Annotated in this window: 14 protein-coding genes; all 14 read right to left on the bottom strand. The window is 46.7% G+C overall.

Translation table 11 applies throughout. The annotated features are described in order from the left end of the window. Positions 1-81: 81 nt before the first annotated feature. The 14 genes from MHB46_RS18820 to MHB46_RS18755 all read right to left on the bottom strand — a co-directional run bounded on the left by MHB46_RS18820 (position 82) and on the right by MHB46_RS18755 (position 18,899). Entirely contained in the window at positions 82-1,776 is a 1,695-nt protein-coding gene (locus MHB46_RS18820; protein WP_341163097.1) for an ABC transporter substrate-binding protein, read from the bottom strand. A 74-nt stretch (positions 1,777-1,850) separates the two neighbouring features. Continuing rightward, positions 1,851-2,753, bottom strand: coding sequence for a carbohydrate ABC transporter permease (locus MHB46_RS18815; protein ID WP_023990333.1), 903 nt, complete (start codon positions 2,751-2,753; stop codon positions 1,851-1,853). Between the two features lie 15 nt (positions 2,754-2,768). Next, entirely contained in the window at positions 2,769-3,782 is a 1,014-nt protein-coding gene (locus tag MHB46_RS18810) for an ABC transporter permease (protein ID WP_341163096.1), read from the bottom strand. A 452-nt stretch (positions 3,783-4,234) separates the two neighbouring features. Beyond that, complete coding sequence (locus MHB46_RS18805; protein ID WP_341163095.1) at positions 4,235-4,651, bottom strand: cupredoxin domain-containing protein; 417 nt, start codon at positions 4,649-4,651, stop codon at positions 4,235-4,237. A gap of 90 nt (positions 4,652-4,741) precedes the next feature. Then, on the bottom strand, positions 4,742-6,508 hold the full coding sequence (gene cydC / locus MHB46_RS18800; protein ID WP_341163094.1) for a thiol reductant ABC exporter subunit CydC: 1,767 nt from the start codon (positions 6,506-6,508) through the stop codon (positions 4,742-4,744). Beyond that, positions 6,489-8,249 carry a thiol reductant ABC exporter subunit CydD gene (cydD, locus tag MHB46_RS18795; RefSeq protein WP_341163093.1) on the bottom strand — a complete coding sequence of 587 codons (1,761 nt, stop codon included), beginning with the start codon at positions 8,247-8,249 and terminating at the stop codon, positions 6,489-6,491. Before cydD ends, cydC begins: the two co-directional genes overlap by 20 nt. Then, positions 8,249-9,262: a cytochrome d ubiquinol oxidase subunit II gene (gene cydB / locus MHB46_RS18790; protein ID WP_341163092.1), complete on the bottom strand. Its 1,014-nt coding sequence runs from the start codon at positions 9,260-9,262 to the stop codon at positions 8,249-8,251. The genes cydD and cydB overlap by 1 nt, the downstream gene beginning before the upstream one ends. Beyond that, positions 9,249-10,655, bottom strand: a complete 1,407-nt coding sequence (locus MHB46_RS18785) for a cytochrome ubiquinol oxidase subunit I (RefSeq protein WP_069290415.1) — start codon at positions 10,653-10,655, stop codon at positions 9,249-9,251. Before MHB46_RS18785 ends, cydB begins: the two co-directional genes overlap by 14 nt. Before the next feature lie 404 nt (positions 10,656-11,059). Beyond that, positions 11,060-12,718 (bottom strand): response regulator transcription factor, encoded by a 1,659-nt coding sequence (locus tag MHB46_RS18780; RefSeq protein WP_341163091.1) that lies wholly within the window; start codon positions 12,716-12,718, stop codon positions 11,060-11,062. Then, a complete protein-coding gene (locus MHB46_RS18775; RefSeq protein WP_341163090.1) occupies positions 12,711-14,501 on the bottom strand; it encodes a cache domain-containing sensor histidine kinase in 1,791 nt (596 codons plus the stop codon). Before MHB46_RS18775 ends, MHB46_RS18780 begins: the two co-directional genes overlap by 8 nt. Before the next feature lie 162 nt (positions 14,502-14,663). Continuing rightward, complete coding sequence (def, locus tag MHB46_RS18770; RefSeq protein WP_322161327.1) at positions 14,664-15,245, bottom strand: peptide deformylase; 582 nt, start codon at positions 15,243-15,245, stop codon at positions 14,664-14,666. A gap of 299 nt (positions 15,246-15,544) precedes the next feature. Continuing rightward, entirely contained in the window at positions 15,545-16,519 is a 975-nt protein-coding gene (locus MHB46_RS18765; RefSeq protein WP_023990345.1) for a polysaccharide pyruvyl transferase family protein, read from the bottom strand. Continuing rightward, the gene (locus MHB46_RS18760) at positions 16,494-17,873 is read right to left on the bottom strand and encodes a lipopolysaccharide biosynthesis protein (RefSeq protein ID WP_322156466.1); all 1,380 of its coding nucleotides are present in this window, start codon (positions 17,871-17,873) and stop codon (positions 16,494-16,496) included. Before MHB46_RS18760 ends, MHB46_RS18765 begins: the two co-directional genes overlap by 26 nt. Positions 17,874-17,945: 72 nt before the next feature. Next, on the bottom strand, positions 17,946-18,899 hold the full coding sequence (locus MHB46_RS18755; protein WP_341163771.1) for a glycosyltransferase family 2 protein: 954 nt from the start codon (positions 18,897-18,899) through the stop codon (positions 17,946-17,948). Positions 18,900-18,918 lie beyond the last annotated feature (19 nt).

The following is an 18,918-nucleotide window of genomic DNA, read 5'->3' as shown; positions in this document are numbered from 1 at the left end:
AACAGAGCGCTAATCCCGTATGGACCATAAGGACAAGCGCTCTGTCATTCCGGCATTCAAATTTTCGTTAAAAGCAGTCTGCTACTTAGAAGCCTTACCGCTCCATAACTCCACTCTGTCCTTTACCAGTTGCGTGTATTGCTGTTCCATTTGGACAGCTCCGGCGGCATCCAGTTCTTTAATCATGTTGTCGTATACCGTATCAAAATTGGAAGCTGGTGCTAAAATAGCTTCGGGTATACGTTTGCGGATAATGTCTGTCGTTTTTTTGAATGTAACGTTATAGTTGGATTCATTGTCTGTTGTCAGGTTATAGGCTGCGCCCCAAGGCTTTACATCAAATTCTTTCTTGTCCGGGAACAGATCTTTCCACGTTTTTACGCCATACGCTTTAAGCGATTCTTTCTCTGGCTTCGAATAAGCCGCGATAATTTGTTCCGGGAATTTGGCAGTATAGTAGTTGCCTGTAGGGTCCTTCACGCCGTCACCATAGTGTCCACTGATGAGCGTGTACAAATCTATACCCGTGGATTTGTTGAAGTTGGTTGTATTGTTCGTTTTTTGCTCCAGTACATCAGCCGGAATGACGCGTTTGCCGTCTTTGATCTCATAATGCTTGCCCTCGATCCCCCAGTTCACTAGCACCTGTCCTTCATCGGAAGCTAAATAATCAAGGAATTGAATAGCCCGCACCGGGTCCTTGCAATTTTCCGTAATACCTACACCATAACCGGACGCGAAGCCCGTATCCTGAAAGGAGCTATCCTTGTATTTCTCCGAGAGTGTAACTGGAAAATGCGCGTAGCTGGAATCGGCCTTGCCTGAAGCTTTTAACGCATTTTCGGCATCCTGATACCCCCACTCCTGATCAATTAGACCGAGGACACGGCCGCTGGCAATTTTGGATTTGTATTGATCACTTTTTTGCACAAACGAATCTTTATCGAGCAGCCCTTCATTGTACATGTGGTTCAACCAACGGAAATATTCCTTTTCTTCAGGACGTTTGTAATGAAGCTTCGCTTCAAATGTTTTGGGATCAATAAAATATTCACCATCATCTGGCGCTCCAGTCGTCTGGAAGGCAGGATTCGTTACGGTAATCATAATTCTCCAGTCGTCTGCATCCAGCGTGAGTGGGATCGTTTTTTTGCCATTGATCGTTGGGTGCTTGGCTGTATAGGTTTTGAGTACGTTTTCATAATCCTGTAGCGTTCTTACCTTTGGATAACCTAACTCCTTGAGCACCTTATGCTGAATTTCAAATCCGCCCGTCGCGTCAAAACTCTCCTGTCCCACACCTGCATACGTAGGAAGGACATAGATGGATTGATCTTTATTACTGTATTTCAAACGATCCATATAGGGTCCATATAGCTTTTTGAGATTGGGTGCGTGATCGTTGATCAGATCTGTCAGATCAATCATGGCCCCCGCATCCACAAGCTTGTTAATATTTGCTTTAGGAGAAACCAAGTCCGGGTATTCTCCACTTGCTGCCATCAAAGCAATTCGGTCATCTCCACCTCCGCCGCTGACATCAAATTCCGCATTCAAGGTTACACCTGTTTTCTTGGTGATTTCCTTGCCTATTTCATCCTTCATTCCATTCCATTGCGGGCTTGTATCTGCTCCGAAGAAGCTAAACGTAATCGGGTCTGTACCGCTGGACGTGCCTTCCTTCGCTGCTTTATCGCTTCCTCCACAACCTGCGAGTGCGGTAAGAGACACCGCGAGCAAGGGAATCAGTGCAAATCTGGACCAGTGTTTTTTCATGTATAAATCCTCCTATATTCCTATGATGACTTCTCCTGCAAATAACTTCTATTTCACTACCGGTATCCCGATTTTTATGATTTCACTGCCCCCAGCGTCATACCGCCTACAAAATATTTTTGCAAGAACGGATACACCATCAGGATGGGGAGCGTAACTGTAATCGTGATTGCCATTTTAATCGACTCTGGTGAAATTTGAGCCATTTGCTTAGCCATATCGTTACTATTCGTCATACTGGAGCCGCCTTGCTGCGTACTTTGCAGTATCTTCATCAGCTCATACTGTAGCGTCGTCCATTGCGGCGCCCCACCATTATACAAATACGTATCAAACCAAGCATTCCACTGACCTACTGCCAGAAAAAGAGCAATCGTCGCCAATACTGGTTTGCACAGCGGCAAAATAATTCTCCAGTAAATCGTAAAATCATTCGCCCCATCGAGTTTGGCAGACTCCTGCAGCGCATACGGCAAACCGTCCATAAAGGAACGAATAACAAACACGTTAAATGCGCTAATTAAGCCTGGAAAAATGTACACCCAAAACGAACCCAGCAGATGCAGATCCCGCATCAAAATAAACACGGGCACCATCCCGCCGGAAAAATACATCGTCAACGCCAAAAACGTAGAAATAAACTTACGAGCGCGAAACTCGACCCGACTCAATGTAAAAGCAAGCATAGACGCGCAGATCAATCCAAGTACCGTCCCGACCAAAGTACGAAGAATAGATATTTGCAGGCCCTGAAGAAGGCCATCGTACTGGAAAATCGTTTTGTAATTTTCGAGTGTAAATTGGCGAGGCCATATATAAATACCACCGCGAACCGTGTCCGTTGAATTGTTCAGGGAAATCGCAAGTACGTTCAGAAACGGGTACAGCGTCAACACCACGATCAGAGCCATGAGGATATAGTTGAACAGATCAAACAGCTTCTCAGACCGGGTAGCATTAAATGCCTTATTCGTCATTTCGCTTCTCCCTCCCTACATGATGCTTTCTTTGGTCAGTTTTTTAAATATACCGTTCGCCGTAAACAACAGCAGAATGCTAACCAGCGAGTTGAAAATACCAATTGCCGTCCCATAAGAGAAGCGACCCAAATTAATCCCGTAATTGAGCGCGTACAGATCCAGCACCTCGGAATAATCCGTCACGAGACTATTGCCAAGCAAGAACTGCTTTTCAAAACCGTTGCTCACCAGATGTCCAATTGCCATAATGAACAGAACGGCAATCGTCGAGCGGATACCCGGCAGTGTAATATGCCACATCTGTCTCCAACGGCTCGCTCCATCTACGCGCGATGCTTCATACTGTTCTTGATCAATTCCGGTGATTGCAGCTAAATAAATAATCGTATTCCAGCCCGTCTCTTTCCAGATGTCGGAAGCGGTTACAATGTACCAGAACCAGCTCCCCTTTGCCATGAACTGAATCGGTTCATCCACAATATGAAGCGCTACCAATATATCGTTGACAATGCCTCCGTCAATGGACAGCATCTTGGTGACCAAACCGGCTACAACTACCCAGGATACAAAATGCGGAAGGTAGGATATTGTCTGCACGAACCGTTTGAACAGCATACCACGCAGCTCATTTAACAGAATTGCAAAGAAGATCGGTACGACAAAACCAAATATAATCCCCATCAGGCTCATCGCTAGCGTATTGCGTAATACCAGATAAAATCGTTCATCCTGAAATAGCTCAATAAAGTTATTCAGCCCTACCCATTTCTGGTCCGAAAAAGATTTAGCTGGCTTATAATTTTGAAACGCCATCGTCCAGCCCCAGAGCGGAAGATAGCTGAAAACAAACACCCATATGACGAAAGGAATGGACATAAAATAAAGATACTTTTGCTGCTTCACACTGTCCCACAAGCCTTTTCTACCACGTTCAGGCTTCGGGCCGCGAGCCTTGCGCGGTCTTCTCCGGTTGGATTCAGGAATCACAGCACCATTACTGGAAGCGGTTTCAGTTGAAGATTCCATAACAAGCTCCTCCTCATCTCTAGATACTATTATCATACTTTGCTGGCTTGAAAGCGGGTACCCGACGAATTAGGAGAAAAATCAGTTCAAAATTAGATATATGGAATGAAAAAATTACATTCGTGCCACTACACATGCGGATGGTGCTTCCCCTCGCTGTTGCCCCCGGATTTCTTGTATAAGCAACCAAAGGTAGAAATCCGGGGACAAAGGCGACCGCTTCGCTTGTCCAGCACCATTCCGCCTGTTCCGTTCTAATGTAAATTCCCTGAAAGAAGTCTTGTAAAAAACAAAAGATCAGCAATGTAAGCTGATCAGAGGTAAAGGATAAAGGTTAATGTATATTGCACTACAGATAAATCAGGGTTTATATACATATATTGTTATATACTCCTCGATTAAAGGCATAAAAATAGCTTTCTAGCATCAAAGTGCTAGAAAGCTATTTTGATTTATTTTACCGTGATCGTCCCGAAGTACATGTACATGCCACAATTATACTCATATACCCCTGGCTTCAAATCCTTGACGGTAAAATAATTATTTTCATGATCCAGGTAAACGTCCATTCCGATCTTCAACGACTGCACTTCATCAATGCAAGTAAAGGATGTCATTTTCTTGAAATTGATTTTGGTTGGAACGCCGGATTTCACTTCAATATTTTTAGGATAGAAACCGTCCCCTTTTACACCCACTGTAACAATCTCATATTTGGTCTTGTCTGGCTCTTCCTGAGCTTGTTTAGGTTGACTGGCCGGAAACGACGACACGCTCCCCTGAAAATAAAACAAGACAAACCCGCCCATGCTCAGGGCTACAAAACCAATCAGCATCAAATGCCAATGCTTAGAGATAAGTGTTTTCATTCATATCAGCCCCTCCTGTTGAATGTCTACATGTGACGCATCAACTCTAACCAGTATATAAAAGTTAATCAAAATTTTAAATACCTCATTTCACAGGCTCGGATGATCCAGCTCATACAGGTTGCGGTATCGGGGCTGCTCCTGCCACAGCTGTTCATGACTGCCCCGCATGGAAATGGTGCCCTGTTCCATAAAGATCACCTCGTCCATATGCTCCATTCCTGTCAGATGATGCGTGATCCAGATCAATGTTTTGCCTTTCAGCACACGAAACATCGTCTGCATGAGTTCATGCTCTGTCAGTGGGTCAAGTCCCACTGTTGGCTCATCCAGCAAAACAATTGGGTGATTTTGCAGCAAAATCCGCGCCAGTGCAATTCGCTGTTTTTCTCCACCGGAAAAACGAAGCCCCGTCTCCTGCATTCGGGTATCGTAGCCCTCTGGCAAAGAATCAATCAGGGCTCCAAGCCCTACCTGCTCTGTTACTGCACGAACCTCATCCAGCGTAGCATCGGGTCGTCCCAGCCGAATATTGTTCGCTACCGTTGTATCGAATAAATACGGCTGTTGGTTTAGCACTGCAAATAGACTGGAGTATGCTCCACCTGTATATACGGGAATCCCTGCGACAGTGACGCTACCTTCATCAGGCTGCAATGCTCCCTGAATCAGGTTCAGCAGCGTGGACTTGCCCGCACCACTGCGACCAAGCAATGCAACCTTGCCCCCCTGTGGTACGTGCAAAGAGATATCACGAACGCTCCATTCCTGTGTTGCCGCATAGCGGTAGCTTACGTTGCTCAGCAGCAGGTCTCCTCCGTGGCCCAATCGCATAGCGGTAGCCTGTTCCTCTAGAGTGTCTGCTGTTCCACCTGCTCCAGGTGTAGGTGTGTCTTTCTCCGAATCCTTTAACCGTCGAAGTGAATCCTGATACTCCGGCGCATGAACCACTGCTTCTCCAGCGCGAACGAAGGCATCCAGCAATGGAAAAGCCACAAGGGCAAAGGATGCCAGCCATGTGGCTTCTATACGATTCTGTGCTACCAGTCCCCCGGCCCACACAGTCATAATTACAACCCCGCCACCTACAACGCATTGTGCGATCCAATGCGAACGCCACTCGCTTCGGCGAAGTGAATTTTCCATCACGGCAGCCCTATTGTGCCGTTGTGTAAAGGTACTCAGGAAATGCCCAGTCCGTCCGCTCAGCACCAGATCACTCATGCCGAACAGAGCATCCGTCAGCTCCTGATAGGCTTTACGCCGTTCCTGCTTGAACGTTCGCCGTTTGGCGAGTGAGGTCCATAGTGAGATAGCTGGGGCAATAAAAAGCAAAAATCCGCCATATAGCGCCATGAGCAAGGCAAAGGTTCCGTCCATCCGTCCGACCGCCGAGATGCCTGCTGCATAAATCAGCAAAGCCGATAGCGCAGGCAGAACTAGCTTCAGATAGATGTTTTGAAGCTGCTCAATATCCTCTGCCAGCAGTCCCAAGAGGTCCCCTGTACGGAATTTGCTGCGAATCATCAGCGCCTGCGGTTCCACTGCCCGATATAAGCGTACCCGCATACGGGACACAAGGCGCAATGCTGCATCATGTCCTACCAAGCGCTCCAGGTACTGAATAACCGCTTTACTAAAGCCAAATGTTCGCACAAGCACAATTGGAACGTACACCATTAATATATTTTCCGGTTTTAAGGCCGAACGGGTAATCAGATGACCGGACGTAAAGAGCAACGCGCCCGCACATCCAATGGCCAATGCACCCAAAAGAGCAGCTATCAGAAAGGCCCAAAAATATTGTCTCAGATACGTCACAAACCAGCCTTGTCTGCTATTGTCCGTTACTCTCATATCGTCCGTTCCCTCCTTCCGACATCCCCGTCAGCAATCGGTAATATGCCCCCTTACGGGCAATCAATTGTTGATGGGAACCTACTTCTTCCAGACGACCTTGATTCATCATCCAGACACAGTCCATATCTGGCATCCAATGTAGCCGGTGGGTGGCAAGAAACACTCTTTTGTGTTTCAAAACCGATAAAATCGTCTGTTTTAGCTCCCACTCTGTCTCAATATCCAGATGCGCCGTAGGCTCATCCAATAAAATGACCGGACGGTTACTGAGCAATGCCCGCGCCAATGCAATCCGCTGCGCCTGCCCTCCGCTCAGTGTCCTACCTGCTTCACCAATGGGCTCATTCATTCCACCCAGAAGACCGTCTACCAGTTCACGCAGTCCAACCGCGTCAATCGCCCACTCTACCTGCTGGTTGGATGCCTCAGGTTCATAAAAGCGGATATTATCTGCCAAAGAAGCGCTAAACAGGTAAGGATGCTGTGGAATATAGGCAATATGCCGTTGCCATTCAGTTTTGGCTTCCCCACCCAATCCGCATCCATTCAGGAGTAGCTCGCCTGAAGTCGGATCAGCAAAGCCGCCAAGCAGACTAAGCAGCGTCGTTTTACCTGCACCGCTAGCTCCAACGATGCCGATCATGTTCATGTGCGGTTCAACATGTGCAGACACATGTTCAAGCCGAGCCGAACCGTCTTCATTAAGGAGGCACACATCAGACAGCTCAAGAATGTCCTGTCCCGTGATGTCCAATCCTTTATCGTTAGCTGCCTGTTTATTCGGCTTGGTCGCATCATCCTCTGTACTGAGAATGGAGCGTATTGCTCCCCAAGCCTCCTTGCCATCCAGTGAAGCATGATAGTCTGATCCCAACTGGCGTATAGGCATAAAATATTCTGGCGCCAAAATAAGCACCGCCAGCGCTGCCTCCAAACCCACCGAGCCACTAATCAGGCGCAGACCCAAGCCTACCGCGACAAAAGCGACCGATAGCATACTAAAAAAATCGAGGGCAAATGAGGAAAGAAACGCTACCCGCAGCGTGCGCATCGTTGCCGTGCGGTATTGGTCGCTGACCTTCCCAACCGTTTCCCCATGCTCTTGGCTACGACCCAAAAACCTTAGTGTCTGAAGTCCACGCAGCGAATCCGTGAAATGATGAGATAACAGACGATAGGAACGCCACTGCTTGTCTGCCTGCTTCCGCGCCGCTAAGCCGAGCAAAATAAAGAAGCCTACCAGAATCGGCATCGTAGTCGTCAAAATCACACCTGAAATGACATCCAATGTGAAAACATACACAAGTACAAGTATAGTTACAGCCATCATGTCAATCATTCGAGGAATGGACAGTTCCAAATACGTGCGAAAACGATCCATGCCGTCCAGCGCTAGCGTCACCAATTTGCCGCTGCCTTCCTGCGCTGCAAAACCCGGCCCCCGTTCGAACAAACGTGCAAGCAGACGCTCCCGTAAGGAAGCGCCTGAAACTTCGGCAAAACGGCCGGCTGTCCGGCGTTGCAGCCAGATCATCGTATGCCTCATTGCAAAAGCTGCGAAAAACAACGCCAGCGACGGCCAAGCCATCACCAGCGGATTTTTATCAAATAAAATCGTAACAGCCTTTGCTAAGAAGATTGCTTGTGCAATCACAGCGGCCCCCTGGAGCAGGGAAAGGGCAGCCAGTAGCAGCATCACTGGCCGAATGCCCTTTAATTCAAACCATGCCTTATCCATTAGTATTCCAAATGATCCTTCTCACTGAGGCGCTTATGGAAAACAAAATAGCTCCACGCCTGATAAGCCAGCACAAAGGGTAAAAGCGTTGCTGCAACAATCGTCATGGCTTTCAGTGTGTAATGACTGGAGCTTGCATTATAAATCGTCAAATCAAAAGCACTGTTAATCGAGCTCACCATAAATCTTGGGAACAAACCGACGAATAACGAAACGAAGGTCAGTAAAATCACTGCACCTGTCATCCCGAAGGCCCATCCTTCGCGGCGCTGCTTCAGGAAGTACCATGTCAGCACATAGGCGACAATTCCCACTGCTACCGCAGCATACATAAAGGGACCGCGACGTGCAAATAAATCCGTTGCAAAATAAGTCCATACCACCATGCCCACAAGTAAAATGCCCAATACCGGAAGAAACTTGGACGCGATCACACGAGCGCGATCCCGTACTTCTCCAATCGTCCGCAGGGAAATAAACGTCAGTCCGTGCATTAGACACATTCCGACCACTGTCAGTCCAATCCATATGGTGTATCCATTGAATACATCGGAAAATCCAGCTTTCAAATCCATGTTTTGCTGAATAGGTACACCTTTCACCAAAGCCGCAAAAGCCATACCGAACAGCATCGGCGGTAGAAAGCTACCAATCAGAATGCAGGCATCCCACGTTCCTGTCCACCATTTCCCTTCAGCCTTGCCGCGGAACTCAAAAGAAACTCCACGCAAGATCAAACCTAGCAAAATAAAAACAAATACCAGATAATATCCGCTGAACATAGTTGCATAAAAATGCGGGAAAGCGGCAAACATCGCACCTGCTGCTGTAATCAGCCACACTTCGTTGGCATCCCAAAATGGACCAATCGTATTGATCATCAAACGTTTTTGTTGGTCATTGCGCGGTACCAATCCCGTGGCCATCCCCACGCCAAAATCAAAGCCCTCCAGAAAAAAGAAACCAGTAAACAACACTGCGATCAATAAGAACCATAAATCATTTAGCGACAATGGTGTCACCCCCTTGAGCAAAAGGATCATGAATTACCGTTTGCTGATGCGGCTCAATATCTGGACCTTTGCGAGCCGTACGGTAAAACAGAAACGCCAGCACACCTGTTAAAATTAAATACAATGTGGTAAATGAGATGAACGAGAACAACACTTCTCCAGCCACAACAGTAGGCGAAACAGAATCTTTCGTTTGAAGTAAACCAAATACAGTCCACGGTTGGCGACCTATTTCAGTCATGATCCAACCTGAAGTATTCCCAATGAATGGAAGGGATATCCCCCATATCATAAGACGGAAGAACCAGCGATGTGAACCTTCCAACTTTTTACGGAACGTCAGGTAAGCTCCGTATAAAGCGAGTGCAATCATGCCACATCCCGCCGCAATCATAATGCGGAAGCTCCAGAACGTGGTTCTTACTGGCGGGATATAATCTCCCGGACCATAGGTTTTCTCATATTCTGCCTGAAGCTCATTCATACCAGGCACAGAGCCGGTAAATTTACTATAGGATAGAAAACTCAAAGCAAAAGGAACTTTAATCTCAAAGGTATTTTCCTTTTTTCCAGGATCAATCCATGCGATAACTGTCCAAGGAGCGGGGTCACCGCTGTTCTCCCATAAGCCCTCACTGGCAGCCATCTTCATCGGTTGTGTTTTCACTAAATATTGAGCCTGACCATGACCAAACAAAGGAATAGCTATGGCGCTGATTAAGGCAACAATAATGCTCAATTTGAAAGAAGGTTTAAAAAAGTCCATATTCTTTTTTTGCATCAGCTTCCATGCACTGATACCCGCGATCAGAAATGCTCCTGTCGCAAAAGCAGCAAACAGCGTATGCGGAAATTCCCATAGCAGTTGTTCGTTCGTTAGCAGAGCGGCAAAATCTTTCATTTCTGCACGTCCATTTTGAATCTCATATCCTACGGGACGCTGCATGAATGAATTAGCAGCTAGAATCCACAATGCCGATAACATCGTACCGATAGATACCAACCACATACAGATTAAATGGACCGTTTTGGACAATCTTTCCCAACCGAATACCCATAATCCGATAAACGTCGATTCTAGAAAAAATGCAAGCAATGCTTCAATCGCCAGCGGCGTACCGAATACATCACCGACAAAACGGGAAAAGTCCGACCAGTTCATCCCGAACTGGAATTCTTGCAAAATCCCGGTGACTACGCCCAGTGCAAAGTTAATCAGCAGAAACGTTCCCCAGAATTGAGCCATTTTTTTGTACAAGTCATTTTTCTTGATAACATACATAGTCTCCATAATTGCCACCAATAACGACAATCCAATAGAGATCGGCACATAAACAAAGTGAAGAATCGTTGTGGTTGCAAACTGCAACCGTGCCAAATCCAATACGTCCATGATGTTGCTCCTCCCCCTGCACTTCTCTTAACAATGATTTATAGTGTCTGTAATCTGAAGTCTTCTACATTTGTGATAGTATTCACATTCTTACATATGCAGCGGTCACTTTTTAGAAAATGACTCACTCCGTACCTTCACCATGGCTGTCATGATCCGGCTTCAGATTATCCCCATTATATAGAATAAATTTAAATGAAATAGAATCGAAAATGTGAACATCGTGTCGAAGCTGTGTCATAATGGTGTCGATTTGATGAAAACGCCCTAAACTCCATAATAAATGTGACATTTTCGATTGATCTATCCATTTTTTCACCATAAAAAAAGAGCCTCTCTTCGTTCGAAGGTTATACCTCCGACATCTGCAAGAGAGACTTCATAGCGTTAAACCTAGGAATCTATCAACAGCCATCTGTTCCTCCATTCTTTTGAACCCGATTACGGTAGGAGGAAGGTGACATTCCAGCATACTTTTTAAATTTACTATGAAAATAATCTGCATTCGCATATCCCACGCGTTCCGCCACCTGGTGTACCTTAATTCCTTGTGCAAGCAATTCCCTTGCTCGCTCAATCCTCACCTTATCCAGATAGGCATTAAAGGCCTCGCCAGTATGACTTTTGAACAGTTTGCCCAAATATCCACTATTGTAATTGAACATATCTGCCAGTAACTCCAGTCGCAAATTTTCATCATAATGACTATGTATAAAGTCAATCATTTGTTTCATGATGATGCCCTTGCCACCAGATTCAGTCTGGCCAATCCATTGCAACACATGCTCCAGCGAGTGATCCACCAGCTCGCCCAATGTGGAATAAGCATATACATCGGTTATAAAGCTGGAGTGCTCCTCCACCACGGTTCGGCTGTGATCCTGTCCGGCTGCATACTTGTTCAACGCCAGTGTGAATGTTTGGGCGAACGCCGCCTTGATTGCAGATTCTGTGCGATAAATCCGTGGAAATTGGTCTTCCATTTCCTTAATGACACGGGTTGCAGCTTCACTATTAGCCATATCTAGCGCATAGTACAGCTTTTCTGCATAACGTAGGGGATCATTTGTAGCACGATCAGACGCTCCACTCATTTCAGCCTCAACTGTCTCCAATTCGTGTAGGTCTCCAGAAAGCAAGACTCTTTCTGCCCGGAACAAAAACGTACGTTCTAACAATCGTAGTGCCTGCTCAAAAGATCTGGGAATGTCGTTAAGAATGGATACAGGATCACCGGCAGCCACATAAATTTCCGTTGCCCACGGCTTTAGCTCCTGTCGCCAAGCAGCCAGTAACTGAAAAGCATCTTTCTCCGTTTTTAACGTGGCGGGAAGCAAAAGACCCATATATATTCCAGCCTCAAACACGATACCTCTGCCCTGCTCATGGCACAATTCCGTTAGCCGCTGCTTTGCTGCCGACTGCCGAGCTTGCCGATCCCAGTCAGGAATACGTAAATCCAGCAGAATAACCTGATAGCTACTCCAGTCCAACGCTGGTAACGCAGGCTGTTGTCCATGTTTTCCGTTACCGCTTTGATGTTCAGCTTGCTCGGATGCTTTGTGCAGAGAATCGCTGCCTTCTACGGCATTACGAGCATGCTCTCGATGAACCGGAAACAATAATGCTTCGATCCAATTACGCTCATGGGAAGGCGTACTTCCCCATTTACCGTCTTCTTTCTCGTCCTCAATGTTTTGCCATACCCGTTTCAACTCTGTCGTCATTTCTTCCTCATCAACTGGCTTCAGTAGATAGCCATCTACCCCGAAGCCCAAGGCTTGCCGTGCATAATCAAAGTCTGCATATCCGCTTAATATGAGAAAATGAAACGGCTCTCCGTTCTTTTCACGTATGCTTCGTATGACCTCCAGTCCACTCATCCCGGGCATACGAATATCTACAATGACCAGCTCCGGCCGATGCTCTCCGAACTTATCCAGAGCCTCGCGTCCGTTCCCTGCCGTATCAACAATACGGAAGCCACAATTCCCCCAGTCAATAATAGAGGACAATCCTTCACGAATCGCAGGCTCATCATCTACAATCATTGCTTTATACATTTGACTCTTCCTCCCTTGGTATGGAAAAGTATACGGTTGTTCCTACTTGTAATGCGCTTTCAATATGCAGACCATTACGTTCGCCGTACATCAATGTCAGACGTTGGTGTACATTACGCAGGCCAATACTGCTCCCTTCCGGCTCATCCGCCCCCCTGATCCGAGCTAGCAGACGGGTCAGTTGCCCAGCTTCCATGCCGATCCCGTCATCTTCTACTTTAATTTTCAACTCTCTTTGTTCTATTGTAATATCTACCTTCACGGTAACTGGCTCTTCCTTATTTTCCAGGCCATGAATGACTGCATTTTCCACCAGCGGTTGTATGATTAAGGGAGGAATCGACATGTCCGTCGCGCTTTCTTCCAAATTCACTTCATAGATCAAACGATTTCCAAATCTGAACTGCTGAATTTGCAAATAGGATCGCACCATATCCAGCTCCTGTAGTACCGTCGTTTTACCACTGCCAATCTCCAGATTCCGGCGCATCAGCCTGCCAAGCAAACGCACCGTCGTTGCAATTTCCGCTTCCCCATTCAGATGTGCTTTCATTCGAATGGACTCTAGCGCATTAAACAGAAAGTGCGGATTAATTTGGCTGGCCATCATTTTTAGCTTGATATCCTTTTGTGCCAATTCCAGCCTGTTGTTGTGCTCACTCGTCTCATAGACCTGCGCCATGAGTTGGCGAATACTACTCACCATATAGTTGAAACGGCGGGATAAATCCCCGATCTCATCTCTTCCCTCCACACTCGATACCACATGAAAATCGCCCGCGGCTACCTTACCCAGCTCATAGCTCAACCGCTGTAGTCGTTTGGTAATCAGCCAGGAAATGATGGTGATTAGAATCAGTGCCATAACCAGCACTGCAAGAACACATAAAGCACCAATCAGGCTGATTCGGTTGGCTCCCTGTACAATATGCTCCGTCGAAAACACTGAAATAATCGTAAATCCGCTCACACTGGAGGCGGGCAGCAGCTCATCCACGATGATGTTGGAGGGCACTCCGTTGATTTTCGCTTCATATATTCCCTTACCCGCACGCTGGACGTCAAAGCCCAAATGTAAATCTCCCAACGTCTGACCCACCGACTGTGGACGAGTAGCTGCGACTACAATCCCGTTACGATCCGTAATCAATGTTTCAAAAGGCTCCTTGCTCAGCATATGATTCAACTCGGTCTGGCTCAGCGATATCATCAGAACTCCCTTGGTATTGTATTCAGGAAATGGAATTTGCCGTATCAGGCTCAGGCGATTAACCGGGTTATCCTCCTTATCCTGAATGTAAAACCAGTTAATCGCCGTCCCCTTCAAAGCCGTCTGGAACCACGGCTGCCGCTCAATATTAGAATCTACAGGAATAAACTCCAGATTATTGACAAGCGTCGGATTGTACGAATAGAACCGGATGGTAGCAACTTCTCTATATTGCTGAGTATACTCATTAAAATCCTTGTATTGATGATACGCATTCATGAGCTCAAGCATGCCCGAATAGCGGCGGTTCGCCATCTCCTTTAGCCTTTTATCGAACATGAGCCCATTTGAAATATCCGTTGGCACACGCAGTAAATTTGCCGTCTGGCTCTTGATCTTTTCCACATTGTTTACCGTCTGGGCAATTGCACTATTCAATGCCTGCTCTCGCAAATAAAAAGTAACGCAGCCGCCCACCACCAGCACCGGGATCATGACAATCAGTACGTAGGAGAACAGCAGCTTATTCCGCATACGCATATTATTCATCAAAAGCCGTACTCCACGATTCATGCCATCCCTCCCATAAGATAAGCGCTTACATTTTTATGTATTTTCACATTCTCTATCACAATCTACACGTTTCCAGTTTAAAGCTTCGTAACCTCTATATCTATATTTTTGTAAAATTTAAAAATGTGGCGAACGGAGTCACCACACTTTACGATTCCTAAACTATTTACGTACAAAAGGTTCGATATGCACTCCCTGCGGCAGCTTATGCGGATCTTCCGGGTTGATACGGTCATAGAACATAATGCCGTCCAAATGGTCCATTTCATGCTGCACGACAACCGCTGCATAACCTTTGAAAGTCAATAGCTCCTGTGTTCCGTCTGGTAAAGTGGCCTTAATACGAATTTTTTCGTAACGCGGTACATATCCGGCTACGTACCGATCTACAGACAAGCACCCCTCACCCTGTTCCAAATAAATCATGGACGTGGAGTGACTGACCAGCTTCGGATTAAACAATGCATACTCTACCGTTTTGTCCCCATCTTCATAATAAATAGCGCACATTCTTTTGTTCAAACCTACCTGGTTCGCAGATAACCCCACACCCGGGCGCAGATCATAGCGGCCAGCCAGCTCTTCATTTTGGCTATTTTTCAGATAATCTAGCATCCATTGCATCTGTTGCAGGTCCTCTTCAGACAGCGGCAGGCATACCGGCTCAACCTTTGTGCGCAAAATCGGTTCCCCTTCACGCACGATATCCTTCGTGAGAAGCATGTCCATCGATTGATTACTCATTCGTCAGCCTCGATTCATTTAAATAAATATACTTTCATGTTATTCTGCAAAAGTTAGGGAGTTCCCAATATTCCTACAAGTTTTATCCCATAAATTATATCTATTCATGAAATGAATTGTCAAAATGAAGCGGTATTTAAGCCATTAAATATTCATTGCCTTAATGGTTTATCTAATTAACAATTATACTGATGCTCTATATATCCTTAAACGAAAAACCCCCTTAACCAATGAAGTGGTCAGGAGATTTTTTGCCGTTATCATACCTTTGAAATTAATCTACGTATCTTTTCTTACTATTAAGATGGCTGCTCCAACGCACTTGGAGCTTCACTAAACAGCTGCGCCTTTGGATTCGGCTGTGTCCAGGTATTATAATATTGCGAGTTCTTGCCGTAGGAGTTGTCAATGACAACGTGCGGCATATCAAGCAGACAGGCCAGAATGTGACCATGCAGCCGTGAAGTGCGAACCTCTCGGTAAGAGCTGAACAGCGTAACCGCTTTGTTCATGAGATGGTCTGTATACTTGTACCAGAATGTACGCGTAGGCAACGGGCCACCAATTTTCTTATCCAGTCGATAAAACTTCTGGAAATAAACAATTCCCTTCACTTCCAGCGGAGTGAACAAAGTATCCCAGTCCAGACGGTGAGCGGCATCTGCCTCGTCATCGAACTTCTTTTGTCCACCCACCGTTTCAATATCTGTGCGCAGGAAATACAATACATCCTTCACGGTTTCCGTAGTCGGCTTCAATGGCCAGAGCTGGTGTGCCATATCAGGACATAGTGTGATACTGCACTGGTTCAGCTTGTCCTTAGCCCACTGATAAGAGCGTGTATCCCGCACAAACATATGTAGATCCGGATGAGCATTGAACAAGGCAGCGACTTCATTAGCCTTCTGTTCAGATTGAAAGTGGATCGTCTGCGGCATAATCACAATTCGGTGGTTAGGGAAATCGCGAACGATGCGTTCTCGCAAATTTTGGTGATTTGAATAGAGATCGCCGAAGTTGCCGCCGCCGTGGCACACGATAATCCAGTCACCCGGAATTTGAAGCCGATCGGGAATATCCATAGCGCTATAACGGGCACGGACACGGATGCCATTATCCTTGAAGAACGCCTCGGTGCCTTTCATGATGAGTACATCCCCACCGTTATTATAGACGGGATAATCGACATAAATGATATTCGAACCTTGGGGGACTACGTCGAGAATGACGCTCAGCTTATTTTTCAGTTTAGCCATGGGATGCAAATTCGGCATCTTTCAGTTCTCCCTTCCTGCGCTTCTTTTGTATAGTCTGAATGACAAATGTAATATCACTTTTATCAAAAATGATCCGTGATAGCGGAACATTGAAAAACATCGGGAATGAGAACAGTGAGAACGCCAATCGTACACAAGCGCCTACAAGCAAAGCAATCGCAATGCCGTCCAGACCGAAGATCGGTGTACAAATAAAAAATAGACCGACGGTGATTGCATAGGCTACAATTTGCCGGAACAATACCAGTCCCGGACGTCCCAGCGCGTTAAAGGCCGAAGCCAGAATCCATGAGCCGCCACCAATGATACATTCCAGTGATAGCAGGTAGAACGTTAGCGATGCTTCCAGAAAAGCGGGGCCGTACAGCAAACCCAGCATGTATCGTCCAATGAAGAGAGCAGGCACAATGACGATTAGCATCGCAGCCATAGAGATGCGAAAAGCACGACCCACCGTTTCGACAATCTTGCTGTGCTCCATCCCCGTCACCTTAGGAAAAGTAACGTTAGTGACGGCATTTTGCACCACATTGAACACACGAGACAAGGCGTAGACGACAGAGTATAGACCGAACGCTTTGGGTGATAGCAGCGCCACAATAACGATTTTGTCCGTTTGTGTGGACAGCGTCCCCATCAGCTCCATCCCGTAAACCCTCGCTCCATAGCTATAATAAGGACGAAGCACTTGGCGGCTGGTAAATGGGCGGAAAGCACGCACATTCATATACTTGCGCAGACGGAGGAACGCCCACACTAGTGCAAGGAAACTCGCGGCAAAATTCACTGCTCCTGCCAGCTGCACATTGAGCAAGCCCATCAGCCACAGTGTCACCAGACCGATGAAATTCAGTAACGGGTAGTAAAACAACAGACCATTATATACGCTAAACCGATCAAGTCCTTGCGACAATGCTGTCGTCAGCGCTGTAAGCACTGCCAGCGGTACAGCTGCCGCACAATAAAGCTGGGACAGCTGGATGATGTCCGCACCATAACCATTCAGCCATAGCGGCATGCATATCCAGGCCACCGCTCCCGCCAACAAGCTGGCAGGCAACTGAATCCAGAGCGACAACGCCAGCAGTTCTTCCGTCGTGCCTGTTTTCTTCTTGATGTTGTAAATTAACGACGTTGGTAATCCGAAGCTCAACACACTGCCGATCAGCGTAGGCCAGAACAGAACTGCCGCCAGTTCTCCTTTCCCCTCTACTCCGAGCATACGTGCGGTCAGGATGGAAGTCAGGGTCGTGACGATTAGCACAAAAAAATTGTTAAAGCTCGTGCGCATGATCGTTTTAGCGAGACTGTCACCCGTGAATACTTTCCTTGCTGCTGTCCATGTGCTCATGTTACGTCCAACTCCTGTTCCTTATTAAGCCTCTCGTCTCTATGCTCAATCGCGTCTTATGACGCACCTCCATCAGCCTACCGTTTTTTTTGAATTACGTTCAGGCAACTGTCCCCCGCCAATAGGCTCCTTCGGGCTTGAAAAGATCGCTTTCAACGCTCTTCTATAGCCTTGAATGGCAGTATGATTTTTCTTGGGCTTTTCTCTCAAAATCTGATACAACGTCGTCCAGTATAGTGCTGCATAACCAATCGGCCCAGATCCCTCGTCACGCAGCAAATGAATATGATTCATCACCCGCATATAAGTAACCTGCTCCATATTGTCACGCGACGACGGCGATTCGTGATGAAGCAGCGTAAGCGCTGGGTTAATGTATAACGGACCGCTTTTCATTGCGATGCGTGAAAGTAATAAATCCTCGCCTACACTATAGCTTTGCAACCAAGGTACCGGCTCCAGACTGCGAATCGCCTCACGGCGAAATGACATATTGCAGCCATGAAAAAACTGGGTTCTAAACGTCTTCTTGGCCTTATGCCAGTTATACATCGAGCCGGACTGACCGCTGAGGGACAACCTCCCTTTGGACAAAGACTGCTGGAATGACAACAAGCATCGAATCGTTCCCATGAAGCTGTTACTCATTCCCTGTGCAATACCGCCGACACCAGCGGCCTGCGGGTAAGCCTCATAGGTACGCATCAACTCATTCAAGTAGTTGCTCGGCAGCTCAACGTCATCGTCAAGGAACAAAATGATGTCACCCTGCGCAAGTTCAGCTGTCTTTACACGAGATAACCATAATCCCGGCTGCTCCTTACGATGATATCGGTAGGTAATTCCCGCTCTGCCCAACTGACGCTCATAACGTTCCAGCACATGCTTCGGCAGTTCTCCGTCGTCAATAATCCATAGCTCGGTTTCACATGCCTCCGGTGCTCCCCCAATGGCAATTGAATTAATGCATCGGGTCAGATCATCAACCCGATTTCGGGTGCACAGAGCAATGGACAAGCTTAACATCATACTCCCCCTTTATCCT

The organism is Paenibacillus sp. FSL H7-0703 (assembly GCF_038003485.1).
Lineage (GTDB): Bacteria > Bacillota > Bacilli > Paenibacillales > Paenibacillaceae > Paenibacillus > Paenibacillus polymyxa_B.
The sequence above is the reverse complement of the archived record's forward strand: the minus strand, read 5'-3'. Positions and strand labels throughout refer to the sequence as shown.